General features: G+C 72.5%; 21 protein-coding genes, 5 tRNA genes and 1 pseudogene. 16 read left to right on the top strand and 11 right to left on the bottom strand.

What is annotated here, in order from left to right; all coding sequences use genetic code 11:
• Window positions 1–180: 180 nt before the first annotated feature.
• Together BSL84_RS06700 and BSL84_RS06695 are read right to left on the bottom strand one after the other, a co-directional pair.
• Entirely contained in the window at window positions 181–1,356 is a 1,176-nt protein-coding gene (locus BSL84_RS06700) for a hypothetical protein (protein ID WP_030028426.1), read from the bottom strand.
• Between the two features lie 113 nt (window positions 1,357–1,469).
• A complete protein-coding gene (locus BSL84_RS06695) occupies window positions 1,470–1,979 on the bottom strand; it encodes an HAD domain-containing protein (protein WP_030028425.1) in 510 nt (169 codons plus the stop codon).
• A gap of 89 nt (window positions 1,980–2,068) precedes the next feature.
• Between BSL84_RS06695 and BSL84_RS06690 the strand changes: the two genes are divergently transcribed.
• The 3 genes from BSL84_RS06690 (at window position 2,069) to BSL84_RS06680 (ending at window position 5,703) form a co-directional block, all read left to right on the top strand.
• Window positions 2,069–2,620 carry a TetR/AcrR family transcriptional regulator gene (locus BSL84_RS06690; RefSeq protein WP_030028424.1) on the top strand — a complete coding sequence of 184 codons (552 nt, stop codon included), beginning with the start codon at window positions 2,069–2,071 and terminating at the stop codon, window positions 2,618–2,620.
• The gene (locus BSL84_RS06685; protein WP_075970003.1) at window positions 2,617–4,161 is read left to right on the top strand and encodes an MFS transporter; all 1,545 of its coding nucleotides are present in this window, start codon (window positions 2,617–2,619) and stop codon (window positions 4,159–4,161) included. The genes BSL84_RS06690 and BSL84_RS06685 overlap by 4 nt, the downstream gene beginning before the upstream one ends.
• Window positions 4,162–4,227: 66 nt before the next feature.
• Entirely contained in the window at window positions 4,228–5,703 is a 1,476-nt protein-coding gene (locus BSL84_RS06680; RefSeq protein ID WP_075970002.1) for a membrane-associated oxidoreductase, read from the top strand.
• 10 nt (window positions 5,704–5,713) lie between these two features.
• Here the strand turns inward: BSL84_RS06680 and BSL84_RS06675 are convergent, their stop codons facing one another.
• The gene (locus tag BSL84_RS06675; RefSeq protein WP_075971995.1) at window positions 5,714–6,343 is read right to left on the bottom strand and encodes a lysophospholipid acyltransferase family protein; all 630 of its coding nucleotides are present in this window, start codon (window positions 6,341–6,343) and stop codon (window positions 5,714–5,716) included.
• Between the two features lie 308 nt (window positions 6,344–6,651).
• Here BSL84_RS06675 and BSL84_RS06670 point away from each other — a divergent pair, with 308 nt between their 5' ends.
• From BSL84_RS06670 to BSL84_RS06660, 3 genes are all read left to right on the top strand, one after another.
• Window positions 6,652–7,863, top strand: a complete 1,212-nt coding sequence (locus tag BSL84_RS06670; protein WP_075970001.1) for a glycerophosphodiester phosphodiesterase — start codon at window positions 6,652–6,654, stop codon at window positions 7,861–7,863.
• Between the two features lie 73 nt (window positions 7,864–7,936).
• Window positions 7,937–8,530, top strand: coding sequence for an RNA polymerase sigma factor (locus BSL84_RS06665; protein WP_075970000.1), 594 nt, complete (start codon window positions 7,937–7,939; stop codon window positions 8,528–8,530).
• Between the two features lie 37 nt (window positions 8,531–8,567).
• Window positions 8,568–9,074 (top strand): GNAT family N-acetyltransferase, encoded by a 507-nt coding sequence (locus BSL84_RS06660; RefSeq protein WP_075969999.1) that lies wholly within the window; start codon window positions 8,568–8,570, stop codon window positions 9,072–9,074.
• Window positions 9,075–9,087: 13 nt separating this feature from the next.
• Here BSL84_RS06660 and BSL84_RS06655 read toward each other — a convergent pair whose 3' ends face one another.
• Together BSL84_RS06655 and BSL84_RS06650 are read right to left on the bottom strand one after the other, a co-directional pair.
• Entirely contained in the window at window positions 9,088–9,507 is a 420-nt protein-coding gene (locus tag BSL84_RS06655; RefSeq protein ID WP_030028488.1) for a hypothetical protein, read from the bottom strand.
• The gene (locus BSL84_RS06650) at window positions 9,500–9,868 is read right to left on the bottom strand and encodes a hypothetical protein (RefSeq protein WP_030028487.1); all 369 of its coding nucleotides are present in this window, start codon (window positions 9,866–9,868) and stop codon (window positions 9,500–9,502) included. Before BSL84_RS06650 ends, BSL84_RS06655 begins: the two co-directional genes overlap by 8 nt.
• A 576-nt stretch (window positions 9,869–10,444) precedes the next feature.
• Here BSL84_RS06650 and BSL84_RS06645 point away from each other — a divergent pair.
• The 9 genes and pseudogenes from BSL84_RS06645 (at window position 10,445) to BSL84_RS06605 (ending at window position 22,766) form a co-directional block, all read left to right on the top strand.
• Window positions 10,445–11,527 (top strand): methionine ABC transporter ATP-binding protein, encoded by a 1,083-nt coding sequence (locus tag BSL84_RS06645; protein WP_030028486.1) that lies wholly within the window; start codon window positions 10,445–10,447, stop codon window positions 11,525–11,527.
• Entirely contained in the window at window positions 11,524–12,192 is a 669-nt protein-coding gene (locus tag BSL84_RS06640) for a methionine ABC transporter permease (protein ID WP_030028485.1), read from the top strand. Before BSL84_RS06645 ends, BSL84_RS06640 begins: the two co-directional genes overlap by 4 nt.
• Before the next feature lie 113 nt (window positions 12,193–12,305).
• The gene (locus tag BSL84_RS06635; RefSeq protein ID WP_030028484.1) at window positions 12,306–13,169 is read left to right on the top strand and encodes a MetQ/NlpA family ABC transporter substrate-binding protein; all 864 of its coding nucleotides are present in this window, start codon (window positions 12,306–12,308) and stop codon (window positions 13,167–13,169) included.
• A gap of 256 nt (window positions 13,170–13,425) precedes the next feature.
• A pseudogene (locus tag BSL84_RS06630) lies at window positions 13,426–14,046 on the top strand (GNAT family N-acetyltransferase); the annotation flags it as partial.
• Between the two features lie 238 nt (window positions 14,047–14,284).
• A complete protein-coding gene (gene cbiE, locus BSL84_RS06625; RefSeq protein ID WP_045323936.1) occupies window positions 14,285–15,493 on the top strand; it encodes a precorrin-6y C5,15-methyltransferase (decarboxylating) subunit CbiE in 1,209 nt (402 codons plus the stop codon).
• 274 nt (window positions 15,494–15,767) lie between these two features.
• Window positions 15,768–19,085 carry a nicotinate-nucleotide--dimethylbenzimidazole phosphoribosyltransferase gene (gene cobT, locus BSL84_RS06620; RefSeq protein WP_045323937.1) on the top strand — a complete coding sequence of 1,106 codons (3,318 nt, stop codon included), beginning with the start codon at window positions 15,768–15,770 and terminating at the stop codon, window positions 19,083–19,085.
• A 717-nt stretch (window positions 19,086–19,802) separates the two neighbouring features.
• Entirely contained in the window at window positions 19,803–21,038 is a 1,236-nt protein-coding gene (gene cobA, locus BSL84_RS06615) for a uroporphyrinogen-III C-methyltransferase (RefSeq protein ID WP_075969997.1), read from the top strand.
• A gap of 42 nt (window positions 21,039–21,080) precedes the next feature.
• Window positions 21,081–21,893 carry a TrmH family RNA methyltransferase gene (locus BSL84_RS06610; protein WP_030031821.1) on the top strand — a complete coding sequence of 271 codons (813 nt, stop codon included), beginning with the start codon at window positions 21,081–21,083 and terminating at the stop codon, window positions 21,891–21,893.
• A gap of 36 nt (window positions 21,894–21,929) precedes the next feature.
• Window positions 21,930–22,766 carry a DUF6461 domain-containing protein gene (locus BSL84_RS06605; RefSeq protein ID WP_075969996.1) on the top strand — a complete coding sequence of 279 codons (837 nt, stop codon included), beginning with the start codon at window positions 21,930–21,932 and terminating at the stop codon, window positions 22,764–22,766.
• A gap of 43 nt (window positions 22,767–22,809) precedes the next feature.
• Here BSL84_RS06605 and BSL84_RS06600 read toward each other — a convergent pair whose 3' ends face one another.
• Window positions 22,810–24,000 carry a serine/threonine-protein kinase gene (locus tag BSL84_RS06600; protein ID WP_078849319.1) on the bottom strand — a complete coding sequence of 397 codons (1,191 nt, stop codon included), beginning with the start codon at window positions 23,998–24,000 and terminating at the stop codon, window positions 22,810–22,812.
• 561 nt (window positions 24,001–24,561) lie between these two features.
• On the opposite strand from BSL84_RS06600, the gene BSL84_RS06595 reads away from it, so the two are divergent.
• On the top strand, window positions 24,562–24,747 hold the full coding sequence (locus BSL84_RS06595) for a hypothetical protein (protein ID WP_030032802.1): 186 nt from the start codon (window positions 24,562–24,564) through the stop codon (window positions 24,745–24,747).
• A gap of 204 nt (window positions 24,748–24,951) precedes the next feature.
• On the opposite strand, the gene BSL84_RS06590 is transcribed toward BSL84_RS06595, so the two are convergent.
• The 5 genes from BSL84_RS06590 to BSL84_RS06570 form a co-directional block, all read right to left on the bottom strand.
• Window positions 24,952–25,026 (bottom strand) — tRNA-Val (locus BSL84_RS06590).
• Window positions 25,027–25,066: 40 nt separating this feature from the next.
• Window positions 25,067–25,138 (bottom strand) — tRNA-Val (locus BSL84_RS06585).
• Between the two features lie 19 nt (window positions 25,139–25,157).
• Window positions 25,158–25,229: transfer RNA gene (locus BSL84_RS06580), tRNA-Val, on the bottom strand.
• A gap of 1 nt (window position 25,230) precedes the next feature.
• Window positions 25,231–25,304, bottom strand: a tRNA-Cys gene (locus tag BSL84_RS06575).
• A gap of 39 nt (window positions 25,305–25,343) precedes the next feature.
• Window positions 25,344–25,416: transfer RNA gene (locus BSL84_RS06570), tRNA-Gly, on the bottom strand.
• Window positions 25,417–25,496: the final 80 nt, after the last annotated feature.

Genomic DNA, 25,496 nt, shown 5'->3' with positions numbered 1-25,496 from the left:
CACTGCCACCGCCGCCCTGCGGCCCGCACGCCCGCCGGACCCGGACGGGACAGGGGGCCTGTACGTCCGCACGCGGCGGAATGCCCGGAGGGGCGGCCGGAGCACAGCGCCCCGGCCGCCCCTCCGGCGCGTCCGCGTCCGACGGCATCGCTTCCGAGGCCGCCTCCGGCCCCGGCCGGCTCAGCCGAGCGGGTGGTCCGGCTCGTAGTTGGTCAGGACGCAGCCCTCGACCTGGGCCTTCTCCAGCCGGTACCCCGACGGCGCGGAGAAGCCGGGGATGCAGTTCAGGTACAGGAACTGCAACTGGTAGAGGCCGTGCCGGGACGACGGGCTGTTGGTCTCGACGGCGATGTTCTCCCCGACGAGCAGCCGGCTCGCGGTCTGCCTCAGCTTGCCGTCGTCCTTGTAGTCCGCCAGCTGCGCGGCCTTCGCCTTGGTCTGGAGCAGCTTCATGTCCCCGACGGTGTCCAGCCAGCTCAGGTCACGGGCGCGCTGCCCCGCCGCGGGCTGCCCGCACAGGGCGCGGCCGGTCACGCCCCAGCCCAGGCCGCTGCCCTCCACGACCGGTGCGTAGTCGATCGACTCGATCGCGACGGTGTCGGGGTCGGTCGAGAAGTGCTTCTCGCAGTCGAGGCTGCTGCCCACGAGCGTGCGCAGCTCTGCCATGCTGCCGGCGCGCGGGAGTCCCAGGCTGCCCGTCGTCGGCTGGCCCGCCTTCTCGCCCTTGCCCGGGTCCTGGGGCGTCTGGAGGTTCGGACTGCCCGACCCGTCCTCGGAGTTCACGAAGTCGCTGAGGATGCAGTGCTCCACCAGCGGCTTCTCCCGCTTGTAGCCCTCGGGGACCAGACCGGTCGGGTTGCACGTCAGGACCCGCAGGTCGGAGCGGACCAGCGCGACTGCCGTCTTGGTGGCGGTCGGGAACGCGACGAAGCCCTTGCCGACCAGGACCCGGCTCTCCAGCCCGTACGCGCCGTCACCGCCGCGGACCCTGTCCAGGACGTAGCCCTTGTACCGCTCCTGGAACTGCTTCATGTCCCCGGGGACGGCGATGACGATCTCGCCCTGCCGGACCTTGTCGCTGCAGACGCCCACCTCCTTGACCGACCACTGCCCGGCCTTGGGGAAGTCGCCCGCGGGCATTCTGGGGTCGTCGGGCTTGTCGCTCAGGTCGTCGCAGTTGGCGAACTGCCGCAGGTACCGCTGCGCCTCGGCGAGCGGGCCCTCATCGGCGGCCGCGGCGGCAGACGTGGACGCGGATGAGGCCGGGGCGGCCGACTGCCCGCCCTCCTTGCACGCGGCGAGAGTGGCGAGGCATCCGAGGGTGGCGGTCGCGGCGATGATCCGCTGAAGGCGCATGGGCGGCTTTCGTCGGTACGGTATGGGAGGCATGCGGGGGGCATGTGCATGCTAAGTCCCGGCCGGACCATGATCAAAACCTCCGCCCCGCGGCGGCCGCTCCCCGCCCGCGGTCACGCCGCCCAGTCGGCCAGGGCGTCGAAGTCGCGGCGGACCAGGCCGATCCGCTCGTCGACGCGCAGCAGCAGCGCGGGCGCCGGATGGAGCTGGTCGACGTACTCGCGGTCCATCGCGGTGATGTCGTCGTCGACCCAGGCGAAGGGCCGCTCGCCCGCGTACTCCAGGATGTACTGCGTCTTCCAGAAGGTGCCGCGCGGCGCCCGGCCGTGCATCGCCGGCCAGTCGATGTAGGGGAGCCGGGGCAGGCCCAGGTGTGGGCCTATCCAGTCGTTGGCCTCGTCCTTCCAGGTCGTCGCCCAGACCAGCTCGTACGCGTCCGCGAGCGCGAGCAGCTCCGCGCCGTGCCCGTGGTTCAGCCAGACGCGCAGCGGCTTCGCGCTCTCCTTCCGCGTCCAGCCGGTGGGCCGCATCCGGTGGGTGGAGTACCCCTCGGGGCGGCGCTGCGCCTGGGCGGCGTAGGGGTTCAGCGGTCCGTCGACGTCGATCAGCAGCAGTGGCTTCATGGGGGCAGGATCGCCTTTCCACCGCCCTGCGGCGGCTCATTTTCCTCCAGAATGAGACACTGGCGTCTCAATCGGTGTACGCTTGTCTCATGGCCATGGATCGTGACCAGGTGCTCCGCGACGCGGCCGCCCTGCTCTCCCGTAAATCGACCGCCACGATGGACGAGGTCGCCCGCGCCGCCGGAATCGGGCGCGCGACCCTCCACCGGCACTTCGCCGGACGTGACGCACTGGTACGCGCCCTCGAAGACCTCGGCATCCGGGAGTTCGAGAAGGCGTTCGACAACGCCCGCCTCGACGAGGGCACCGCGGTGGAAGCACTCAGACGCCTCGTCGCCGAGGCCGAGCCCAACGCCGAACTGCTGGCCTTCCTCGTCACCGAGAACCAGCTCTTCGAAGGCGACGAGGTCAACGAGGGCTGGGCCCGCCTCGACGCCCGCGTCACCGCCCTCTTCCGGCGCGGCCAGGAGCAGGGCGACATCCGGATCGACCTGAGCCCCGCATGGCTCACCGAGGCCCTCTACGGCCTCATCGGCAGCTGCGCCTGGGCCGTCATGGACGGCCGGGTCGCCGCCAAGGACTTCCAGTACATGATCACCGAGCTGCTGCTCGGTGGCGCCCGACGGAGTGTGGAGAAATGAGCCGTACCGAACAGCTGATACGTCAGACGGGGGTGGAGGAGAAGAGCCGCGGCCGCTGGCTGGCGCTCTCCGTGCTCGTCCTGGCCGTCCTGCTGGTCGCGGTCGACGCCACGGTCCTCGGCCTCGCCACCCCCTCCCTCAGCGAAGACCTCAAGCCGTCCGGCACCCAGCTGCTGTGGATCGGCGACATCTACTCCTTCGTCATCGCCGGACTCCTGGTCTCCATGGGCTCCCTCGGCGACCGCATAGGCCGCAAGAAGCTCCTCCTCGCCGGCGCCACCGCCTTCGGCGCCGTCTCGGTGCTGAACGCCTACGCCACCAGCCCCGAGATGATGATCGTCGCCCGAGCCCTGCTCGGCGTGGCCGGCGCCACCCTGATGCCGTCCACCCTCGCGCTGATCCGCAACATCTTCACCGACCCCCGCGAGCGCAGCCTCGCCATCGGCATCTGGGGCGCCACCGCCTCCGCCGGCGCGGCCGTCGGCCCGGTCGTCGGCGGAGCCCTGCTCCAGCACTTCTGGTGGGGCTCGGTCTTCCTCATCAACCTCCCCGTGATGATCGCCCTGGTCGTCGTCGGAATCAAGCTCCTTCCCGAGTCCAAGAACCCCGTCGCCGGCCCCTGGGACCTGCTCAGCGTGGGCCTCTCCCTCGTCGGCGTCATCGGCGTGGTCTACGCCATCAAGGAAGCCGCCACGCACGGCATGACCTGGGAGGTCGCGGTCGCCGCGGGCCTCGGTGCAGGCGCCCTGTACGCCTTCGTCCGCCGCCAGTTCACCCTGCCGTCCCCGCTGCTCGACATGCGGCTCTTCCGGCACCGCGGCTTCTCCGGCGCGGTCCTCGCCGACCTGCTCACCGTCTTCGGCCTGTCCGGTCTGGTCTTCTTCCTCTCCCAGTTCCTCCAGCTCGTCCAGGGCCGCGGCCCGCTGGAGGCCGGCCTGGCCGAACTGCCGGCCGCCATCGGCGCGGTGGTCACCGGCCTGGTCGCGGGCAGGTACGCCCGCCGGTACTCGGTGCGCTCCGTCGTGACCGGCGGCCTCGCCGCCATCGGCGCCGCCCTCGCCGTCCTGACCCTGGTCCACAAGGAGAGCGGCTACCCGCTGCTCGGCGCGGCCCTGCTCGTCGTCGGCCTCGGCGCCGGCTTCTCCTTCACCGTCACCGCCGACGTCATCCTCTCCAGCGTCCCCAAGGAGCAGGCCGGTTCGGCCTCCGCCGTCTCCGAGACCGCGTACGAACTCGGCGCCGCCCTCGGCATCGCCCTGCTCGGCTCCATCGTCACCGGCGTCTACCAGGGCTTCACCGCCCCGGCCACCGTCGCGGGACCGGTCGCCGACGCCGCGCACGAATCCCTCGGCGGAGCCGTGGAGGCGGCCAAGACGCTGGACCCGGACACCGCCGCCCACATGGTCGGCGCCGCCCAGGACGCCTTCGTCGACGGTCTGCGCCTCGCCTCCGGCGTCGGTGCGGCCGTACTCCTGGCCACCGCGGCGGCCGCCTGGTTCCTGCTCCGGGGCCAGCGGCTCCAGGAGGGCATCGAGCACTGACCCGCCCAAGCGGCGGTGTCCCGGACGGATTTGACAGCCCGTCGCCCCCGGGACACCATCCCCGCGATGGAGATCAACGATCTGACCCCGGCCGAGCGCCGCGTCTGGGACGCCTTCCCGCGCGGCGACGGCGTCGACTTCCGGGAGCACCCCGACGACAGCTCCGTCGACGGAGCCGGCTGGGGACCGGAGCGCACCCTGCGCGCCGAGGTGCTGCGCGCGATCCTGCTGGGCGCCGCGCCCGCAGCGGACGGCCGGGTCGCCGGACTCAAGATCAAGGGCGCCCGGATCGTCGGGAAGCTGGACCTGCGCTACGCGGTGGTCGACCACCCGATCCGGATGCGCGACTGCTGGTTCGAACGCACACCGCTCCTGTACGGGGCACAGCTGAAGGCCCTCGTCCTCGGCTACTCCACCCTGCCGGGCCTCACCGCGGCCACCCTGCGCGTCGACGTCGTGCTGCGGCTCTCCTGCTGCCGGATCAGCGGGCCCGTCCGACTCCAGGGCGCCAGAATATCCGGCGGCCTCTTCCTCCAGGGCGCGGTGGTCGGCCCCGTGACGGGCGAGGAGGGGGAGGAACCGCCGCTCCAGCTCAACCACGTGGAGATCGGCACCGACATCATCGCCAACGACCTCACCGTCCACGGCCAGCTGCGCCTCAACGGCGCCGTCGTCGGCGGCCAGGTCAACCTCGACAACGCCCGCCTTCTCGCCCCGGACGGCACCGCCCTCCAGGCCGAGACCCTGACGGTCGGGACCAACCTCCACGCCGCGCGTGCCCGGACCCAGGGCCGCCTCAACCTCACCGGCTCACGCGTACCGGGCCGCCTCAACCTCGCGCACGCCGTCCTCGACAACCCGGGCGGCGTCGCCCTGCGCGCCTCCAGCTGCACCGTCGGCGAGATGTGGCTGCCCGCCTGCGAGGACGTGCGGGGCACCGTGAACCTGCGGCGCTCACAGTTCGACCTGCTGAACATGCGGCCCGGCACCTGGCGGGACCCGCTGCGCCTCGACGGCCTCACCTACCGCGCACTGGACCCGCACCTGCCCGCCGAGGACCGGCTGGCCGCACTGGAGACCGGCGAGCCCGGCTACCTCCCGTACCCGTACGAACAGCTCGCCGCCGCCTACCGCACCGCGGGCGACGAGGCCGCCGCCCGTACCGTCCAGCTCGCCAAGCTGCGCAGGCACCGCCGCACACTGCCCCGGCACGCCCGCCTGTGGGGGCTGCTCCAGGACGGCACGGTCGGCTACGGCTTCCGGCCGCTGCGCGCGGCGGGCTGGCTGACGGCGCTGCTGCTCACCGGGGCGGTCGCGTTCGCGCTGGAGGAGCCGCGCCCCCTCAAGCAGGGCGAGGCGCCGGACTTCAACGCGGTCTTCTACACCATCGACCTGATGCTGCCGATCATCGGTTTCGGCCAGGAGCAGGCCTTCGCTCCGGCCGGCTGGCACCAGTGGCTGTCGTACCTGCTCATCGTGACCGGCTGGATCCTCGCCACCACCACGGCGGCGGGCGTCAGCCGGTCACTGAGGCGCCAGTAGCGGGGCCGCGTCAGGCGGCCTTCGCCTTCGTCGCGTACATGTCGACGTACTCCTGGCCGGAGAGCCGCATGACCTCGGCCATCACCGAGTCGGTGACGGCGCGCAGCACGTACCGGTCGCGGTCCATGCCCTCGTAGCGGGAGAACTCCATCGGCTCGCCGAAGCGGACGGTGACCCGGCCCGGTCGCGGCATGCCGGCGCCGCCGGGCTGGAGCTTGTCGGTGCCGATCATCGCGAACGGCACCACCGGCGCGCCGGTCATCAGGGTGAGGCGGGCGATGCCGGTGCGGCCGCGGTACAGCCGGCCGTCGGGGGAGCGGGTGCCCTCGGGGTAGATGCCGAAGATCTTGCCCTCTTCGAGGATCCGGCGGCCGGTCATCAGGGCCGCGACGCCGCCGTTGGCACCGTCACGGTCGACGGGGATCATGCCGGAGCCGGTGAAGAACCAGGCCATGAGCCGGCCCTTGAGCCCCTTGCCGGTCACGTACTCGTCCTTGCCGATGAAGTGGACCGTGCGGTCGCACACCAGGGGAAGGATCATGGAGTCGATGAAGGTGAGGTGGTTGCCCGCCAGGATCACCGGTCCGGAACCGGGGATGTTCTCGATGCCCTCCACACGGGTGCGGAACATCGTGCGCATGACCGGACCGACAGTGGCTTTGATGAGCTTCGTACGGAACAACGTGGGCCCTCCGGCATCGAAAAGCGGCTCGCGCACCCACCACTCGGCGGTAGCGCAGGTGAGGACGATACTCGCGGGTCAGCTCCGAGCGCACATCGGGTTCACGTGTCGGATACGGATTGTTGACGCGCGTTTTCGCCAAGTTCCCCGGATGTGCCTCCGAGGCACCCCCTGGAGCCACCCCCGTTTGCCTACCATCGGCACGCCCATCACGACCTTCACGACCTTCACGACCTTCACGACCTTCACGACGAGGAGTGGCACTCATGACGCAGGGCGGGGCAGCGCGGCGCACGGTACTGGGGGCGGCCGTGATGGCGGCCGGGGCCGGGATCACCTCCGTCTCGGCGGGACCGGCCGCCGCCTCCGGCGGCGACCAAGGCCGGGGCGAAGGCGGCGACGAAGGCCGGGGCGAAGGCGGGCGCGGCGGCGCGGGCGGCTTCCGGAACCTCCCGTACCCCGCGGTCATCGGCCACCGCGGTGCCGCCGGCTACCGGCCGGAGCACACGCTCGGCTCCTACCAGCTGGCCCTGGACCTGGGGGCGGACATCGTCGAGCAGGACCTGGTCCCCACCCGGGACGGACACCTGGTGTGCCGCCACGAGAACGAGATCGGCGGGACCACCGATGTCGCCGACCACCGCGAGTTCGCCTCCCGGCGCACCACCAAGTCCGTCGACGGAGTCCCGGTCACCGGCTGGTTCACCGAGGACTTCACCCTCGCCGAACTGAAGACGCTGCGTGCGAAGGAACGTATCCCCGCCGTCCGCCAGCGCAACACGCTCTACGACGGCCAGTGGGCGGTCCCCACCTTCGAAGAAGTGCTCCGCTGGGCCGACCGCGAGGGCAGGCGGCGCGGCGAGAGGGTCCGGCTGCACGTCGAGACCAAGCACCCCAGCTACTTCCGCGCCCTGGGCCTCGGCCTGGAGGAGCCCCTCGCCCGGCTGCTGCGCCGGTACCGCCGCGACGGCCGCGACGGCGCCGTCTTCCTCCAGTCCTTCGAACCCTCCAGCATCCGGCGGCTCTCCCGGCTGGTCTCCGCGCCCCGCGTGGTCCTGCTCTCCGCGGCCGACACCCGCCCCTGGGACTTCGAACAGGCCGGGGACCCGCGGACGGTCGCCGACCTGGTCAAGCCCGACGGCCTCACGTGGATCGCGGGCTTCGCGCAGGGCATCGGCCCCACCATGGACCTCATCCTCCCGCGTGACGCGGCCGGCCGGCTCGGCGCTCCGACCACCCTGGTGAAGGACGCCCACGCCCGCGGACTGCTGCTGCACCCCTACACCGCCCGCAACGAGAACAGCTTCCTGCCCGCCGAGTACCGCAGGGGTACGGATCCGGCCGCGTACGGGGACGCCCTCGGCGCCTTCCGCACCTACTTCGAACAGGGCATCGACGGGATCTTCACCGACAATCCGGACACCGGGATGCTCGCCGCCGAAGCCTTCCGCCCCGGCCGACGCCCCGTCAACGGCTGAGCGCCGCTTCCCGAACGAGTGGGTCGCGCCCGCCTGGGAAACCGGCGGGCGCGACCCACTCGTCCCGCTCGGCATGGACCTGCTGAAGGACCCCGACCTCGTCGTCACCGAACTGGGCCCGCTGCTCTCCGCGGAGGCCGCGGCGGAGGCCCCGGGCGCCGGAGTGGACGCCGCCGACCTCGAACAAGCCGTATGGGTCAGGCTGCTGGAGAGCGGCCGACACGCACCCGACCCCGCCGACCCGGCCGAGCCGGCCCGCTGGCTGCGCCGCGCGGTCCGGGCCGAGGCCCGGCTCGCCCGCCGCCGCGCCCGCCGCGAGATCCCCTACGACCAGCGGCGGCACCGCGTGGACGACCACCGTCCGCGGGCCGGCACCGCCGGCGGGCCCGGAGCCGGGCCAGGGCCAGAGCGAGAACCTGAAGACGCGCTCATGCACGGGGAGGACAACCGCGCCCTCCGGTCGGCGGTCGCCCGGTTGCCCGGCCGCTGCCCCGAGCTCATGAGGGCACTTCTTTCGCCCAGAGACCTCACATACCGTGAAATCGCAGGAGAGTTGGGTATCTCACAAGGAAGTTTAGGGCCCGTGCGTTCCCGTTGCCTGGGATGTCTGCGCAGAATGCTCGCGGCAGAGGTTGCGGCTCCTGGCCTTCGGGGAATGGAGCGGTAGACCAACGGGCTACCAGGTGAGCTGGAGGCATGCGCACATGGGCATGAGCGTGACCATTTCGGCGGCGGTCGCCGAAGACGCCGAGCAGATCTTCAAACTGCAGTACCTGGCCTTCCAGCGCGAGGCCGAGCTGTACGGCAACTACCTCATCCAGCCGCTCACCCAGTCCCTGGACTCCCTCAAGGCAGAGCTCGCGGCCGACACCGTCCTGGTGGCCCGGCTCGGCGACGAGATCGTCGGCACCGTGCGCGGCAGCGTGGACGAGGAGGGCACCGCCAAGATCGCCAAGCTCTGCGTCCACCCGCGCCTGCAGGGGCACGGACTCGGCGCCCGCCTGCTGCGCGCCGTCGAGCAGGCCCTCGCGGGCCCCGGCAACACCACCCGCTTCCGCCTGCACACGGGCCACAAGAGCGAGTCCAACCTGCGCCTCTACCGCAAGGCCGGATACGTCAAGGTCGGCGGGCGCACGGCGTCCGACGGGGTGCAGCTGGTGATCCTGGAGAAGGAAGCCAAGGACCCGACCGACTTCACGGTCAGCGCCTGAGTCGGCGCCCGGCTCAGCGCTTGCGCAGCCAGAGCATCCCGGTGATCGGCAGGATCACCGGGATGAACAGGTAGCCCATCCCGAACTGCGACCAGACGGTCGTGTCGGGGAAGGAGTCCGGGCGCAGCACGGTCCACGTGCCCACGGCCAGCACGCCCGCGAGCTCCGCGGCGCAGCACACCAGCGCCGCCCTGCGCGCAGCCTCGCCGCCGCGCACCAGTGAATAGGTGATGAAGGCGTAGGCCAACGCAGCCACCGCGGACAGCGAGTACGCCAGCGGCGCGCGGCCGAACTCGGTCGAGATCTGGAAGGCCGAACGCGAGACCGCGCCCACGACCATCACCCCGTACAGCCACACCAGCAGCAGCCCGGGGCCGGAGACCAGGCGCTTGCGCCCGGCGGGGGTGGCGGTCGTCGTCTCAGCGTCAGGCACCGGTGGTTCCCCAGATGTCGTAGAGCCGGACTTCAAGGACGGCGAGGACGACCGCGCCGGCGGCCACCGTGACCGACCCCCACTTGGTCCGCTCGGTCAGCGAGAGCAGCCCGGCGGCCGGTACCGCGGCGAAGGCGCCGAACAGGTACGCCACGAAGATCACCGAGCCCTCGTCGGGCTTCTCGCCCCTGGCCAGCTGGACCAGGCCGATCACCAGCTGCGCCAGGACCAGCACGGTCACGACGGCCATGCCGATGAAGTGCCAGTCCTTGGTCGGCTGGTCCCGCAGCGCGGCGAAACCGCACCAGGCGGCGAGGGCGAGGGCGGCCACGCCGATGGCGACCGTCAGGGCGTCGAGCATGCAGCGAGGGTATTACGGGTCGAAAGACCCGATGCGCGCGGCCCCTGCCCGTACCCCCGCCCGACCGTGGTCTTGACCACAGGGGGCCCGGGAGAGGGCCCGGTCGACGGCTCCCGCAGAGCCCCCGCCGAGGCCCTCGGGGAGCGCGTCGGCGCAGGTCAGCGGCGCGGGCGGCAGGGTGGGACGACAGGTCCCCGGTGACCGGTGTTGTCCGGTATGCGGCCGAAAGTCGTCCGCTATCCGGACAGTTTTGATCGGTGACGGGATACGTCTGCTTTACTGGGGCCCATGACCACGACGAGCAGCCGCACCCTTGCGACCGAGGCGACGATGACGCCCGGTGCTCGTTGTATGTGTCGAATGTGCGCCTTCTGAGGGCCCCTTCCTGAGCCTCGCGCCCCGAAGCGAGACCGGCCGCGCCGTGACGTCACCAGCTGATGGCAGTACGGCCCACTCATGCCCCGCGCACGCGTCGAAGCCATCGTTTTCCGACGGTTCGTCCCGTATCGCGTCCCAGATGTTTGCCCCGTGCCCGGCACCCCGCTGCGCCGCGCACTCGACAGCGACGGAAATCCTGTGATCACCACATCGGGCCTCACGAAGGTCTACCAGTCCCGTGGCCGCGAGGTCACCGCCCTGGACGGCGTCGACCTCCACGTCCGCGAGGGCGAGGTCTACGGAGTCATCGGCCAGAGCGGCGCCGGGAAGTCCTCCCTGATCCGCTGCGTGAACCTGCTGGAGCGCCCCACCACCGGCACCGTGCACGTCGACGGCGTCGACCTCACCGCGCTCGCCGGCCGCGGCCGCCGCGCCGGCCGCGAACTGCGCGAGGCCCGCAGCCGTATCGGCATGGTCTTCCAGCACTTCAACCTGCTGTCCTCGCGCACCGTCCAGGCCAACGTCGAGCTGCCCCTGGAGATCCTCGGCGTCTCCGGCCGCGAGCGCTCCCGCAAGGCCCTGGAACTCCTCGACCTCGTCGGCCTCGCCGACAAGGCCAAGGCCTACCCCACCCAGCTCTCCGGCGGCCAGAAGCAGCGCGTCGGCATCGCCCGCGCCCTGGCCGGCGACCCCAAGGTGCTGCTCTCCGACGAGGCCACCAGCGCCCTCGACCCCGAGACCACCCGCTCCATCCTCAAGCTGCTGCGCGACCTCAACGAGCAGCTCGGCCTCACCGTGCTGCTCATCACCCACGAGATGGACGTCGTCAAGACCGTCTGCGACTCGGCCGCCCTGATGAAGAAGGGCCGGATCGTCGAGTCGGGCACCGTCGCCGAACTGCTCGCCACCCCCGGCTCCGAGCTCGCCGGCGAGCTGTTCCCGGTCACCGGCGCCGCCTCCGGCCCCGACCGCACGGTCGTCGACGTCACCTTCCACGGCGAGGCCGCCGCCCAGCCGGTCATCTCGCAGCTCTCGCGCACCTACAACGTCGACATCTCGATCCTCGGCGCCGCGATGGACACCGTCGCCGGCCGGCTCATCGGCCGCATGCGCATCGAACTGCCCGGCCGCTACGAGGACAACGTCGTGCCGGTGGGCTTCCTGCGCGAGCAGGGCCTCCAGGTCGACGTCGTGGACGACGCCGACGGGATCGACGGCGAACTGGCCGAGCTGACCGGCCTGACCGAACTGACCGAACTGGCCAAGGACGGTGCCAAGTGACCTGGTCCGAGATGCAGCCCCTGCTCACCCAGGGCACCTACGACACCCTCTACATGGTGCTGTGGTCCACCCTGGTGACCGTGCTCGGCGGCCTGCCCATCGGCATCCTGCTGGTCCTCACCGACAAGGGCGGCCTCCTGCAGAACCAGCCGCTCAACAAGGTCCTCGGCGTGATCGTGAACATAGGCCGCTCGCTGCCGTTCATCATCCTGCTGATCTTCCTGATCCCGGTCACCACCGCGGTCGTCGGCACGTTCATCGGCCCCACCGCCATGATCGTCCCGCTCGCCATCGGCGCCATCCCCTTCTTCGCCCGGCTCGTCGAGACAGCCGTCCGCGAGGTGGACCACGGCCTGATCGAGGCCGTGGAGTCCATGGGCGGCGGCATCCCGACCCTGGTCGGCAAGGTCCTCCTGCCGCAGGCCCTGCCCTCGCTCGTCGCCGGCGTCACCACCACCGTCATCACCCTCGTCGGCTACTCCGCCATGGCGGGCGCCGTCGGCGGCGAAGGCCTCGGCTCCAAGGCCATCACCTACGGCTTCCAGCGCTTCGAGACCGGCTTCATGGTCGCCACCGTCGTGGTCCTCATCGTCCTCGTCACCGTCGTCCAGCTGATCGGCGACGGCGTCGTACGCCTCCTGTCCCGCCGCGGCCGGACGGCCTGACCGCCGGCACGGGCAACGCCCCCCCACTGATTTCCCCACAGAGCCCGCACTTGTCGTGCTTGGGCCACCACCAGCAAGTCCTCCGTACTTGTGCAGCAAGAAAGGCACTCTTCGTGCGTAAGAACACCAAGCTCACCGCCCTCGCCGCCACCGCCACCGCGCTGACCCTCGGCCTCACCGCCTGCGGCAGCTCCTCGGACCCGTCCTCCGCCAAGGCCGACGGCGGCAAGGCCGACGAGAGCAAGCCGCTCGTCATAGCGGCCTCCCCGAGCCCCCACGCCGACATCCTGAACTTCGTCAAGGACAAGCTCGCGGCGAAGGAAGGCCTCAAGCTGGAGGTCAAGGAGTTCACGGACTACGTCTTGCCCAACACCGCCACCGAGCAGGGCCAGGTCGACGGCAACTACTTCCAGCACAAGCCGTACCTCGACGACTTCAACAAGAAGAACAACACCCACGTCGCCCCCGTCGTGAACGTGCACCTGGAACCCCTCGGCCTCTACTCCAAGAAGGTCAAGGCGCTCTCCGACATCAAGGCCGGCCAGACCATCGCCGTCCCCAACGACACCACCAACGAGGGCCGCGCACTCCAGCTGCTGGCCGCGAACAACCTGATCACCCTCAAGGAGGGCGTCGGCACCAGCGCCAAGCTGTCCGACATCACCGACAAGAAGGGCCTGGAGTTCAAGGAGCTGGAGGCCGCCACCGTCCCGCGCGCCCTGGGCGACGTGGACGCCGCGGTGATCAACGGCAACTACGCCATCGAGGCCGACCTCGCACCCGCCAAGGACGCGCTCGTCCTGGAGAAGGCCGAGGGCAACCCCTACGCCAACTTCCTCGCGGTCAAGGACGGCAACCAGGACGACCCGCGGGTCCAGAAGCTCGCCAAGCTCCTGAACTCCGACGACGTCAAGAAGTTCATCGAGGAGAAGTACCAGGGCTCGGTCGTCCCGGCCTTCGGCACCCCCGCCGCCTGACCCCGCCGCCCGACCCCGTCGGGCCCGGACGGTCATGCATCCCGGCCCCGCACGCCCCCCTCGGCGTGCGGGGCCGAATCCTGCCCCTCCCGAAGCCGAGTCCTGCCCGCTCCCGGGCAACCCGGCCCTGCACATCCCCCGTTCGATGCTGCATGCTGTGGCCTACGACCCGTGGACCTGGTCCCGCACCAACGGCCCCGCCCCCACGGTCACATCGCACCACGGTCGCACCACGTTCTCAGGCATGGAGCTGCGCATGACTACCACCTTCCCGGACGTCACCATCAGCACGGACCGGCTGGTGCTGCGCCCGTTCGAGGAGGAGGACGCCGCCGCGCTCGCCGAGATGATGAACGACGAGCACATCACCGCCTGGACCTCCGCGCCGTACCCCTACACCCAGGCCGACGCCCACGCCTGGGCCACCCGGGACTCCCACACCGAACGCGCCGAAGGCCGCGGGATCGTCTTCGCCGTCACCGAGTTCCTCACCCAGCGCCTCGTCGGCATCGTCCACCTCCGCAACACCAACTGGCGCACCCGAGCCACCGAGGTCGGGTACCTCACGGCGCCCTGGGCCCGCGGCGAGGGCTACGCCAGCGAGTCCGTCCTCGCCGTCGCCCGATGGCTCTTCCGCGAGCAGGCGTTCGAGCGCCTCGAACTGCGCACCGCCGCGGACAACACCGCCTCCCAGCAGGTGGCCCAGAAGATCGGCTGCATCAGCGAGGGCGTCCTGCGCAACGCCTGGACGGTGCGCACGCAGACCGCCGACGGCGGCTGGGCCGACACCCGCACCGACCTCATCGTCTGGAGCCTTCTGCCCGAGGACCTCGACGAAGCCGACGGCTACGGCGGATACGACGGTTACGACGGTTACGACGGTTACGAGAGCTACGAAAGCAGCGACGCCCACCGGGGCCACGACAGCCACGACAGCAACGACACCCGCGACACCCTCGGCGGCCACCCGGACGGCACGGCCGCCGGTCGCCGGTCCGACGTGCACGGCCACCCCGTCGGTGCCGACCGGAAGTAAACCGGTGACCGGGTAGTCTCGCCGTGCCCGCCCCTCCCTGCGCCCCTCCCTTCCCCCCCACACCAGGAGACAGACGACGATGGCCGACCGGGTCACGGTGATCGGCTGGGACGGTTCGCCCCTGACCTCGGCCGCCCGGTCCGCGCTCTCCGCCGCCACCCTCGTGGCCGGAGCCGCCCACCACCTCGCCCTCCCCGAAGTCCCGCCCACCGCCGAACGCATCCGCCTCGGCAGTCTGGGCCTGGCCGCCCGCCGCATCGCGGGCCACCGCGGCACCGCTGTCGTCTTCGCCGACGGCGACCCCGGCTTCTTCGGTGTCGTACGCACCCTGCGCGCCCCGGAGCACGGCCTGGAGGTCGAGGTCGTCCCCGCCGTCTCCTCCGTCGCCGCGGCCTTCGCCCGCGCCGGCATGCCCTGGGACGACGCCCAGGTGGTCGTCGCCCACCCCCGCACCCTGCGGCGCGCCGTCAACGTCTGCCGCGCCCACACCAAGGTCGCCGTCCTCACCTCGCCCGGCGCCGGCCCCGCCGAACTCGCCCTCCTCCTCGACGGGGTCCACCGCACCTTCGTCGTCTGCGAGGAACTGGGCACGGAACGCGAGCAGGTGAGCGTCCTCACCTCGGACAAGGCCGCCGACCACAGCTGGCGCGACCCTAACGTCGTCATCGTCATCGGCGGCGCGGGCCAGACCCAGGCCGCCGAGCCCGGCTGGCTGCTCGGCCAGAGCGCCGCCCTCGGGGCCGACCGCGGCTGGGCCCGCCCGCAGCCCGGCGCGGGGGAGGGCGAGGGGGAGTCGGCACTGCTGCACGCGGCCCAACTCGCCCGGCTCGGCCCCCGTACCGGCGACCTCGTCTGGGACATCGGCACCGGATCCGGTGCCGTGGCCGTGGACGCGGCCGCCCTCGGCGCCGCCGTCATCGCCGTGGACGCCGCCCCGGGGGCCCGCGAGCGGGTCACCGCCGCCGCCCGCAAGCGAGGAGTGCAACTGCAGTTCGTCGCCGGGCGCGCCCCGCACGTCCTGGAGAACCTGCCCGAACCCGACGTCGTCCGCGTCGGCGGGGGCGGCGCCGAGGTCGTCGCGGCCGTCGCCGAACGGCGACCCGAACGGATCGTCAGCCACGCCTCCACACGCGACCAGGCGGAGGCCGTCGGCCGCGTACTCACCGAACACGGTTACGACGTCGAGTGCGCCCTCCTCCAGGCCGTCGGCCTCGACCCCCGCACCTGGGCCGAACAGGACCGTTCCGTGGTGTTCCTCCTGGCAGCTCAGCGCCCTGTCACCCGCTGAGACGAGGGCCGGGGTAGGCTGGCCGATCGTCGTACTGCGCGGACGTTTCGGGCATCGCGACACGGCCTGGACGCGCGACGTGGCGCAGTCCACAGAGGACCGTGGTGGTTATGGCCGCCACGGTCGCCAACGGGCGCGACAATGCTTACTGGTTGTCGCGCAGGCGCACGTGAGACGGACTCGTCGCACCCGCGACACCGCTCGGCAACTCCGCTCGGAGGCCTCGTGGGCGACCGGGTGATCGAAGAGGCAACACGATGGGCGAGGGGTAAGCATGACTGACACCGGCCAGGTCCCGGGCGAGGGTCTCCCGGACAACACGGGCATGGTGGATCAGCAGGGCCTCCCCGCCCCGGTCCAGATCCCGGCACCCATGCCCGGCTACGCCTTCCAGGACCTCATGGACGACCCGGCCGAGCCGGAGGACGAGGAACTGCTGCTGATGCCGAGCGCGCAGGGTTCCTGGAGCGACCCGCAGGTCGTCCCGCAGGTCCCCGACTTCCCCGTGGAGCCCCAGCACGCCGAGCAGCAGGCGTACGCCGACGCCTCCTTCGGCGCCGGCACCGCGTACGCGGCCGCCCCGGCGGCGTACCCCGAGCCCGCCGCGTACACCGAGTACCCCCAGCCCGCCTTCCCCGACGGCTCCTACAGCGCGGGCGCCCACGAGACGGGCGGCCGGGACTCCGGAGCACTCGGCCTCGGCGGCCTCGTCCCGCCGCCCGCGGCTCCCGCCGCCCCGGTCGCCCCCGCCCGGCGGCCGCTGCACATGGGCCCGCCCATGCCCGACGCCACCGGCGGAGTCGTGCGCTCCCTCGCGGACCGCGGACCGGCCGCGGCGCCCGCCGCGCCCGCGCAGGCCGCTCCGCCCGCCCCGACCGCCCCCACGGCGCCCACGACCCCGCTCCACCAGGCCGGCCCCCCGACCATGGGGCCCGAGTACCTGGACGTCCCCCGCGCGGAGGCCGCCCAGGACCCCGCCGCCCCGCAGCTCGCCGAGGTCCCGCCGCAGGCCGGCGCCCCGTGGACCCCGGAGCAGGCCCCCGCACCGGAGCAGCAGGCCCCCGCGCCGGAACCGGTCCCGGCCGCCGAGCCGCCGGCGGCCGAGGCCGCCCAGGCTCCCGCGCCGGAGGACGCGCCCCAGCCCGGCCCGGCCCCCGAGCCGGTCGGGGCCGCCCAGGAGCCGGAGACCGAGTCTGAGCCGCTGCCGGCGGAATCCGCGCAGGCCCCCGCCCAGCCCGAGGCCGCACCGTCCGAGGCGCTGCCCGCCGCAGAGGCCCCCGAGCCGAACGCCGCCGAGGCACCGCCCGTCGTCGAGCCGGCTGCCGCCGAGGCACCGGCCGCCGAGGCACCGGCCGCCGTACCCGGGGCCGTCGCTCCGGCCGTGCCCGCCGAGCCCGTCCAGCCCGTCCAGCCCGCCGAACCGGTCGAGGCCGTCGCCACCGGGCCGGTCCAGCCGGGGCCGGCCGAAGCCGCCCCCGCCCCCGTCCCGGTCGAGCCGGTGGCCGTCGAGCCGCAGCCAGTGCCCGCCGCCCCCGAGGAGCAGGCGGCCCCGGCCGTCACGCCCGAGCCGGTCCAGCCCGAGCCCGTCCAGGCCGAGCCGGTCCAGCCCGAGCCCGCGCCGGTCGCCCCCGCGGAGGTCGCGGAGGTCCCGGAGGTCGCCCCCGCGGAGCCGGTGGCGGCCGAAGCCGCCCCCGTCCCGGTCGAGCCGGCGGCCGCCGAGCCGCAGCCCGTCGCGGCCACCGCCGAGGAGCCCGTCGAGGAGCCCGTCGAGGCCGCCGAGCCGGTCGAGGCCACCGCGGCCGCGCCCGACGCGGCGGAGGAGCAGCCCGAGGCGGTCGTCGCGGCCGAGCCCCCGGCCGGCGAGCCGGCCCCCGGCTACGCCGACGCCGAGCGCGAGGCCGTCCTGCGCGTGATGCGCGAGCGCCGCGACATCCGCAAGGGCTTCCGCACCGACCCGATCCCGCACGAGGTGCTGCTCCGCGTCCTGGAGGCGGCCCACACCGCGCCCAGCGTCGGCCACTCCCAGCCCTGGGACTTCGTCGTCATCCGCTCCGCCGACACCCGCCGGACGATGCACGAGCTCGCCCAGCGCCAGCGCGAGGCCTACGCGAAGTCGCTGCCCAAGGGCCGGGCCAAGCAGTTCAAGGAACTGAAGATCGAGGCCATCCTCGACACCCCGGTCAACATCGTCGTCACCGCCGACCCCACCCGCGGCGGCCGCCACACCCTCGGCCGGCACACCCAGCCGCAGATGGCCCCGTACTCCTCGGCCCTCGCCGTCGAGAACCTCTGGCTCGCCGCGCGCGCCGAAGGCCTCGGCGTCGGCTGGGTGAGCTTCTTCGACGAGCGCGAGATGGTCCGCGAGCTCGGCCTGCCGGAACACCTGGAGGTCGTCGCGTACCTGTGCGTCGGCTACGTCGACGAGTTCCCCGAGGAGCCCGAGCTGGCCCAGGCCGGCTGGTCGCAGCGCCGCCCGCTCTCCTGGGTGGTCCACGAGGAGACGTACGGCCGCCGCGCGCTGCCGGGGGAGGAGCCGCACGACCTGCTCTCCGAGACGGTCGCCAGCATCCGCCCCCTCGACGCGAAGGCGCTCGGCGAGGCCTGGGAGCGGCAGAAGCGCATGACCAAGCCGGCGGGCGCCCTCGGCATGCTGGAGATCATCTCGGCGCAGCTGGCGGGCCTGTCCCGGGTCTGCCCGCCGCCGATCCCGGAACCGGCAGCCGTCGCGATCTTCGCGGGAGACCACGGCGTGCACGCCCAGGGCGTCACCCCGTGGCCCCAGGAGGTCACCACGCAGATGGTCGCCAACTTCCTGGGCGGCGGAGCGGTCTGCAACGCCTTCGCCAACCAGGTGGGCGCCGAGGTCTGCGTCATCGACGTCGGCGTCGCGGGCGACCTGCCCGCCACCCCGGGCCTGCTGCCCCGCAAGGTCCGCCCGGGTACGGCGGACCTGTCCACCGGCCCCGCGATGACCCGCGAGGAGACGATCGCGGCCATCGAGGTCGGCATCGAGACGGCCCGAGACCTCGTCGCGGCGGGCAACAAGGCACTCCTCACGGGCGAGATGGGCATCGCGAACACCACCGTCTCCGCGGCCCTGATCTCGGTCTTCACGGGAGTCGACCCGTCGGAGGTCACCGGCCGCGGCACCGGCATCAACGACGAGACGCACGCCCGCAAGGTCGACGTCGTACGCCGTGCCCTGGAGCTCCACCAGCCCGACCCGGCGGACCCGATCGGCGTCCTCGCCGCGATCGGCGGCCTGGAGCACGCGGCGATCGTGGGCCTCCTCCTCGGCGGCGCGTCCCTGCGTACGCCGGTGATCCTGGACGGCGTCAGCGCCGGAGCCGCCGCGCTCGTGGCCCGTGCCATCGCCCCCGAGTCGCTGTCGGCCTGCATCGCGGGCCACCGCAGCGCCGAGCCGGGCCACGTGGCGGCCCTGAACAAGCTCGGCCTGCGCCCCCTGGTCGACCTCGACCTCCGCCTCGGCGAGGGCACGGGCGCCCTGCTGGCCCTCCCGCTGGTCCAGAGCGCGGCCCGCGCGATGCACGAGGTCGCCACCTTCGACTCGGCGGGCGTCACGGAGAAATAACCCGCCCCTCTTTTCGGGGGCTCGGTTCGCCTCCGGGGCGCCTTTTGCCGGCTCGTGGGGCCGTGCGTGCTCGTAAACCGCTCGTTCCTCGCGGTTTCCTCCGCGCGCTCGCCCCCACTCCCCGGCGCGGCCTTTTTCGCGGGCTCGGTTCGCCTCCGGGGCGCCTTTTGCCGGCTCGTGAGGGCGTGCGTGCTCGTAAACGCTCGTACCTCGCGTTTCCTCCGCGCGCTCACCCTCACTCCCCGGCGCGCCCCTTCGGCTCACTCGCCGGTCTTGGTCGGGGGCTCGGTTCGCCTCCGGGGCGCCTTTTGCCGGCTCGTGAGGGCGTGCGTGCTCGTAAACGCTCGTACCTCGCGTTTCCTCCGCGCGCTCACCCTCACTCCCCGGCGCGCCCCTTCGGCTCACTCGCCGGTCTTGGTCGGGGGCTCGGTTCGCCTCCGGGGCGCCTGGTGCCGGCTCGTGGGGCCGTGCGTGCTCGTAAACCGCTCGTTCCTCGCGGTTTCCTGCGCGCGCTCGTCCCCACTCCCCGGCGCGCCCCTTCGGCTCACTCGCCCCTTAGGGCGGAGTGCCGGGAGGCCGGGCGCAGCCCCCGTCCGTACCTCGGGCGGTCCGCGCCGTATGGTGGACCCGCACCGCATCACCGCACGTCAGCATCCCGCCGCTCCAGAGCCGCAGCGGCACGACAGAACGACTGCCGCCTTCAGGAGCCGCATCGCCATGGCCGACACCCCCGCCTACCCCGTAGGACTCCGCCTCGCCGGCCGCCGCGTCGTCGTCATCGGCGGTGGCCAGGTCGCCCAGCGCCGTCTCCCGGCGCTCATCGCCGCCGGCGCCGACGTCCTGCTCGTCTCGCCCTCCGCCACCCCCTCCGTGGACGCCATGGCCGAGACCGGCGAGATCCGCTGGGAGCGCCGCCGCTACCAGGACGGCGACCTCGCCGGCGCCTGGTACGCCCTCATCGCCACGCAGCACCGCGACGTCAACGAGCGGGCCTCCGCCGAGGCCGAGCGCGAGCACGTCTGGTGCGTCCGCGCCGACGACGCCTCCGCGGCCACCGCCTGGACCCCGGCCACCGGCCGCATCGAAGGCGTCACCGTCGCCGTGCTGACGGGCAACGACCCGCGCCGGTCCGCCGCCGTCCGCGACGCCGTGGTGGAGGGCCTGCGCGACGGCAGCCTCGCCGCCCCCGGCCACCGCCACAAGTCCACCCCCGGCGTCGCCCTCGTCGGCGGCGGCCCCGGCGACCCGGACCTGATCACCGTGCGCGGCCGCCGCCTCCTCGCCGAGGCCGACGTGGTCATCGCCGACCGGCTCGGCCCCCGCGACCTGCTCGACGAACTCCCCCCGCACGTCGAGGTCATCGACGCCGCGAAGATCCCGTACGGCCGGTTCATGGCCCAGGAGGCCATCAACAACGCGCTGATCGAGCACGCCAAGGCCGGCAAGGCCGTGGTCCGCCTCAAGGGCGGCGACCCGTACGTCTTCGGCCGCGGGATGGAGGAGCTCCAGGCACTCGCCGCGGAGGGCATCCCGTGCACCGTCGTGCCGGGCATCTCCAGCTCCATCTCGGTGCCCGCCGCCGTCGGCATTCCGGTCACCCACCGGGGCGTGGCGCACGAGTTCACCGTGGTCAGCGGCCACGTCGGCCCCGACGACCCGCGCTCCCTCGTGGACTGGGCCTCCCTCGCCAAGCTCACGGGCACGCTGGTGGTCCTGATGGGCGTCGACAAGATCGGCCTCATCGCCGAGGCGCTCGTCCGGTACGGCCGCTCCGCCGACACCCCCGTCGCCGTCGTCCAGGAGGGCACCACCGCCACGCAGCGCCGCGTGGACGCCACCCTCGCCACGGTCGGCGAGACGGTCCGCGCCGAGGAGGTCAGGCCGCCCGCGGTCATCGTCATCGGCGAGGTCGTCCGCGTCGGGGCCGCAGACCTTCCCACCGCCGGCGCCTGACAGGCCGTTGGCACCGCACCCAGGACAAGGCAGTATCACCCTGTGGCTGATCTCATCACCATCACCGACCCCGACGACCCGCGCCTGCACGACTACACGGGCCTGACCGACGTCGAGCTCCGGCGCAGGCGCGAGCCCGCGGAAGGCCTCTTCATCGCCGAGGGCGAGAAGGTCATCAGACGGGCCAAGGACGCCGGGTACGAGATGCGCTCGATGCTGCTCTCCGCCAAGTGGGTCGACGTCATGCGCGACGTCATCGACGAACTCCCGGCGCCGGTCTACGCCGTCAGCCCCGACCTCGCCGAACGCGTCACCGGCTACCACGTGCACCGCGGAGCCCTCGCCTCCATGCAGCGCAAACCGCTGCCCACGGCCGGGGACATCCTTGCCACGACCCGCCGCGTGGCCGTCATGGAAGCGGTCAACGACCACACCAACATCGGGGCCATCTTCCGCAGCGCCGCCGCCCTCGGCATGGACGCGGTGCTGCTGTCGCCCGACTGCGCCGACCCGCTCTACCGGCGCTCGGTGAAGGTCTCCATGGGCGCGGTGTTCTCCGTGCCCTACGCCCGCCTGGAGGCCTGGCCCAAGAGCCTGGACCAGGTGCGCGAGGCCGGCTTCAAGCTGCTGGCGCTGACCCCGCACGAGAAGGCGACGCCGATCGAGGTGGCCGCCCCGCAGTCCCTGGAGCGGGTCGCCCTGATGCTCGGCGCCGAGGGCGACGGCCTGTCCACGCAGGCGCTCGTCGCCGCCGACGAGTGGGTGCGCATCCCCATGGCCCACGGCGTGGACTCCCTGAACGTGGGCGCCGCCGCGGCGGTCGCCTTCTACGCGGTGGCCCAGGGCCGCCCGTAGCGGGCGCTGTCGGAGGCGTCGGGCACACTGCCACCCATGACCCAGGTGACCACAGACGACTACGCCTGGATCCGCACCTCGCCGCTCTTCCGCCACATGAGGGAGAGCGGATACAGCGTGACCCTCGTCCGGGGGCGGAGCCCGCAGGAGGTGCTGCATGCGATGGAGGCGGAGCCGCGCGGCACGGGGGACGGCACGGCCGGGCTGATCGAGGCGAACGACGCTCACCGTGCCGAGGCGGATCACGACCACTGGGACGAGTCCTACGTGGCCGGCGCCTTCAAGGCGCCGGGCGAGAAGGGCGACTGGACCGTCGTCCTCGGCTTCGACGGTGGCCTCGGGGTGCCGTGCGCGCAGAAGCTGTCGGAGGGCGGACGGGTCGTGGCGCACTCCCGCAACGGCGGCAAGCCCATCGACCTCTTCCACTGGTTCGAGGACGGTGAGCTCCGTACGACGTTCGAGCGCCCCTCGGCACGCGACGGCAACAGCCCCGACGAACTGGTGCCCGTGATGCGGGCGGTCGGCTTCCCGCTGACGCCCGACGGAGAGCACGACGAGAGCGCCCCGGCCGTCGACGCGAAGGCGGCCGTCCTCGCTCTGGCCGAAAGACTCACCGGCGTACGCGTCACCGAATCCCTTCTCCACGACGCGACGTACGAACTGGGACTCGTGCCCGAACAGCCGGCCGAGGAATGGACCAGCGTGGTCATCGACATCACCGACGCCCACGGGGAACGCTTCCACCGGGAGTGGACGTACGAGGAGATCACGGCGGCTTCCGGCCGGGCGCAGGCGGAGGCGAACGCGCCGGTGGTGGTCACCTACGCCACGCCTCGCGCCGAGGATCGTTCGGAGCATCGGACGGGCGGGTGACGACTGACCCGCCACGAGCCCCCTGGAGACGGGGCCTGGAAACCTAGAGCTTCTGGGCGGCCGCGATGCCCAGTGCCACGATCAGCGTGACCACGACGAACACGATCAGGCGCTGGCGCATCAGCTTCGGGTCCGGCCGTGAGGGGCGCCGCCCCGTCCCCGTGGTCCGCGGCGCCGGCCGGCCGCCGGTGCGTCCCGCGGTCGGCCGGGAGGACGGGCCGCCGGGGTTGCGCGGGTTGCGTGAGGAGGAGGGCCGCGAGTGCGGGCCGCCGGGAGCGCCGCCCTGCGCCCCCCTGGGCGCGCTGCCGCCCGTGCGCCGCTCCGTACGCTCCGCGTGGTCCGCCTCTGGCAGCCGTCCCGTGGGCCGTTCGACCCGGGCGCGCTGTGCCGGCGGGCGGCCCTCCGAGAGCCCCTGCGCCTCCCGGGCCGCGATCTCCTTGAGCCGCATGGACAGCTGGAGCGTGCTGGGCCGCTCCTCCGGGTCCTTGGCCAGGCAGGCCCGTACGAGGGGCGCCAGCGCGTCCGGGACGCCCTGCAGGTGCGGTTCCTCGTGCACCACGCGGTACAGCATGACCTCCGAACTGCCGTGCCCGAAGGGCGAGTCGGCGGTCGCCGCGTAGGCGAGGGTGGCGCCGAGCGCGAAGACGTCGGTGGCCGGCGTGACGGCGGCGCCCCGGACCTGCTCGGGTGCGAGGAAGCCGGGGGAGCCGACGGCCGTACCCACATGCGTGAGGGTGCTCGCCCCGGTCGCCCAGGCGATGCCGAAGTCGATGATCCGAGGACCCTTGGGGGACAGCAGGATGTTCGAGGGCTTCAGGTCCCGGTGGACGACTCCCGCCTCGTGTACGGCGACCAGGCCCTCGGAGAGCGCGGCGCCGACGGCGGCGATCTGCGCGGCCGTCAGGGGGCCCTCCTCGGCCACCTTGTCGTGGAGCGAGGGACCGGGCACGTACTGGGTGGCGAACCACGGCCGTTCGGCCTCCAGGTCCGCGGCGACCAGGCGCGCCGTGCACCCGCCCCGGATCCGCCGGGCGGCGGACACCTCGCGGGCGAACCGCGAACGGAACTCCTGGTCCTCGGCGAGGTCCGGCCGGATGACCTTGAGGGCGACCCGCTGCCCGCGCCGGTCGGAGCCCAGGTAGACCACGCCCATGCCGCCGGCCCCGAGCCGCCGGTGCAGTCTGAACGAGCCGACGACACGCGGGTCCTCGCGCCGGAGCCGCATCATCGCCATGTCCACCCCGCTGACGGTCGTCCTGTTGACCTGGCACAGCTTACGGACCATCCGCCATGCGCGCTCAGAGGCCGCGCCCTCGTCGGGGGATTCGATCGTCAGTGCGGCGCAGCACACTTGAGGGAACTTCAGGGATCCGCGGCGGCGACCCGGCCGGAACCCCGAGCGGGACCAAACGGCCTTTCGGGCAAGGGGATTGACGTACCGGGACGGTCTGCCGCCCGCCGGGGCGGGCTCCGGCGCGCACGCCGGAGCCACCACACCCAGAGTCGATCTTGCGGATGCCCGGTCCCCGGACACATGTGAACAGGGAGTGACGGAAGTGAGGGAAGTCACCACCCTCCGGTCATCCCCTCCGGGAAGACCCCGACGCCAGGGGGACGCCGTCCACCCAGGGGAGTACGCGCCGTGCCCGCCGTCATCCTCCCGTAGGCCCGGAAATGGATACGAGGGCATGAGGCCGGCGGCCGTCCGCCCGCCTAGTGTTGAGGTCAAGCGGCGGGTGGTGCACTCGTCCCCCGAGGTCAGAGCCCGCCGCTGCCAGACGACAGGGAGAGGGCCATGGCGGGCATCGCACGGCAGGGACGCAAGGCATTCGCGTTCAACAGCCATGAGTCCGGCACCCGCCACCCACTGGTGGCCGCGGCCATGGTCCTCCCCCTGGCCGCCCTGCTGCTCTTCCTCTTCGGAGGATTCGATCAGCTGGCGGCACAGGCGTCGTCCGTGGGCATGATGCCGGGGCGCTGAGCGGCGCCCCGGGCCCGGGAGAGCGGCCCGGGCCGGGACATCGGCCTGTCGTACCCCGTGGGGACGGGGGCGCGACGGACGGCAGGTGAAGGGTGCTGCCCGTACGGCTGGGGAGTCGTGCGGGCAGCACCCTTTTTGACGCCCGCGCACCCGTGTGGAGGAACACGAGAGCCCCGGCCGTCGAAACGGCCGGGGCTCTTCGGGTGGTGCGCGATACTGGGATTGAACCAGTGACCTCTTCCGTGTCAGGGAAGCGCTCTCCCGCTGAGCTAATCGCGCGGGACCGCGGTACGAAACCGCAGGTGGTGCGTGTACTGCGTGCGCGATACTGGGATTGAACCAGTGACCTCTTCCGTGTCAGGGAAGCGCTCTCCCGCTGAGCTAATCGCGCGGGGATCCTTGCGGATCAGTGGACGATACTGGGATTGAACCAGTGACCTCTTCCGTGTCAGGGAAGCGCTCTCCCGCTGAGCTAATCGTCCTTGGAGGTGGAGACGGGATTTGAACCCGTGTAGACGGCTTTGCAGGCCGTTGCCTCGCCTCTCGGCCACTCCACCATGGAGCTGCAGGGGTTCTCGGGAAGATCCCCCACTTCGAGCGGACGACGAGACTCGAACTCGCGACATCCACCTTGGCAAGGTGGTGCTCTACCAACTGAGCTACGTCCGCAGGTCACCTTGTTCGCTCCGGGGTTTCCCCCTTCGCTCCCTGGCGACGTGTTGAACTCTAGCGGATTCCCGGGCCAGCTC

The sequence above is a fragment of the Streptomyces sp. TN58 genome (assembly GCF_001941845.1).
Lineage (GTDB): Bacteria > Actinomycetota > Actinomycetes > Streptomycetales > Streptomycetaceae > Streptomyces.
Note: the sequence above shows the minus strand (reverse complement) of the source record. Positions and strands in the feature narration are given on the sequence as shown.

Coding starts and splice junctions, on each gene's coding strand:
- BSL84_RS06660 (WP_075969999.1), top strand. CDS start 8,568: ATGGGCATGAGCGTGACCATTTCGGCGGCGGTCGCCGAAGACGCCGAG.
- BSL84_RS06650 (WP_030028487.1), bottom strand. CDS start 9,868: ATGCTCGACGCCCTGACGGTCGCCATCGGCGTGGCCGCCCTCGCCCTC.
- BSL84_RS06690 (WP_030028424.1), top strand. CDS start 2,069: ATGGCCATGGATCGTGACCAGGTGCTCCGCGACGCGGCCGCCCTGCTC.
- BSL84_RS06700 (WP_030028426.1), bottom strand. CDS start 1,356: ATGCGCCTTCAGCGGATCATCGCCGCGACCGCCACCCTCGGATGCCTC.
- BSL84_RS06670 (WP_075970001.1), top strand. CDS start 6,652: ATGACGCAGGGCGGGGCAGCGCGGCGCACGGTACTGGGGGCGGCCGTG.
- BSL84_RS06600 (WP_078849319.1), bottom strand. CDS start 24,000: ATGGCGATGATGCGGCTCCGGCGCGAGGACCCGCGTGTCGTCGGCTCG.
- BSL84_RS06695 (WP_030028425.1), bottom strand. CDS start 1,979: ATGAAGCCACTGCTGCTGATCGACGTCGACGGACCGCTGAACCCCTAC.
- cobA (WP_075969997.1), top strand. CDS start 19,803: ATGGCCGACACCCCCGCCTACCCCGTAGGACTCCGCCTCGCCGGCCGC.
- cbiE (WP_045323936.1), top strand. CDS start 14,285: ATGGCCGACCGGGTCACGGTGATCGGCTGGGACGGTTCGCCCCTGACC.
- BSL84_RS06665 (WP_075970000.1), top strand. CDS start 7,937: ATGGACCTGCTGAAGGACCCCGACCTCGTCGTCACCGAACTGGGCCCG.
- BSL84_RS06605 (WP_075969996.1), top strand. CDS start 21,930: ATGACCCAGGTGACCACAGACGACTACGCCTGGATCCGCACCTCGCCG.
- cobT (WP_045323937.1), top strand. CDS start 15,768: ATGACTGACACCGGCCAGGTCCCGGGCGAGGGTCTCCCGGACAACACG.
- BSL84_RS06595 (WP_030032802.1), top strand. CDS start 24,562: ATGGCGGGCATCGCACGGCAGGGACGCAAGGCATTCGCGTTCAACAGC.
- BSL84_RS06675 (WP_075971995.1), bottom strand. CDS start 6,343: ATGCGCACGATGTTCCGCACCCGTGTGGAGGGCATCGAGAACATCCCC.
- BSL84_RS06680 (WP_075970002.1), top strand. CDS start 4,228: ATGGAGATCAACGATCTGACCCCGGCCGAGCGCCGCGTCTGGGACGCC.
- BSL84_RS06685 (WP_075970003.1), top strand. CDS start 2,617: ATGAGCCGTACCGAACAGCTGATACGTCAGACGGGGGTGGAGGAGAAG.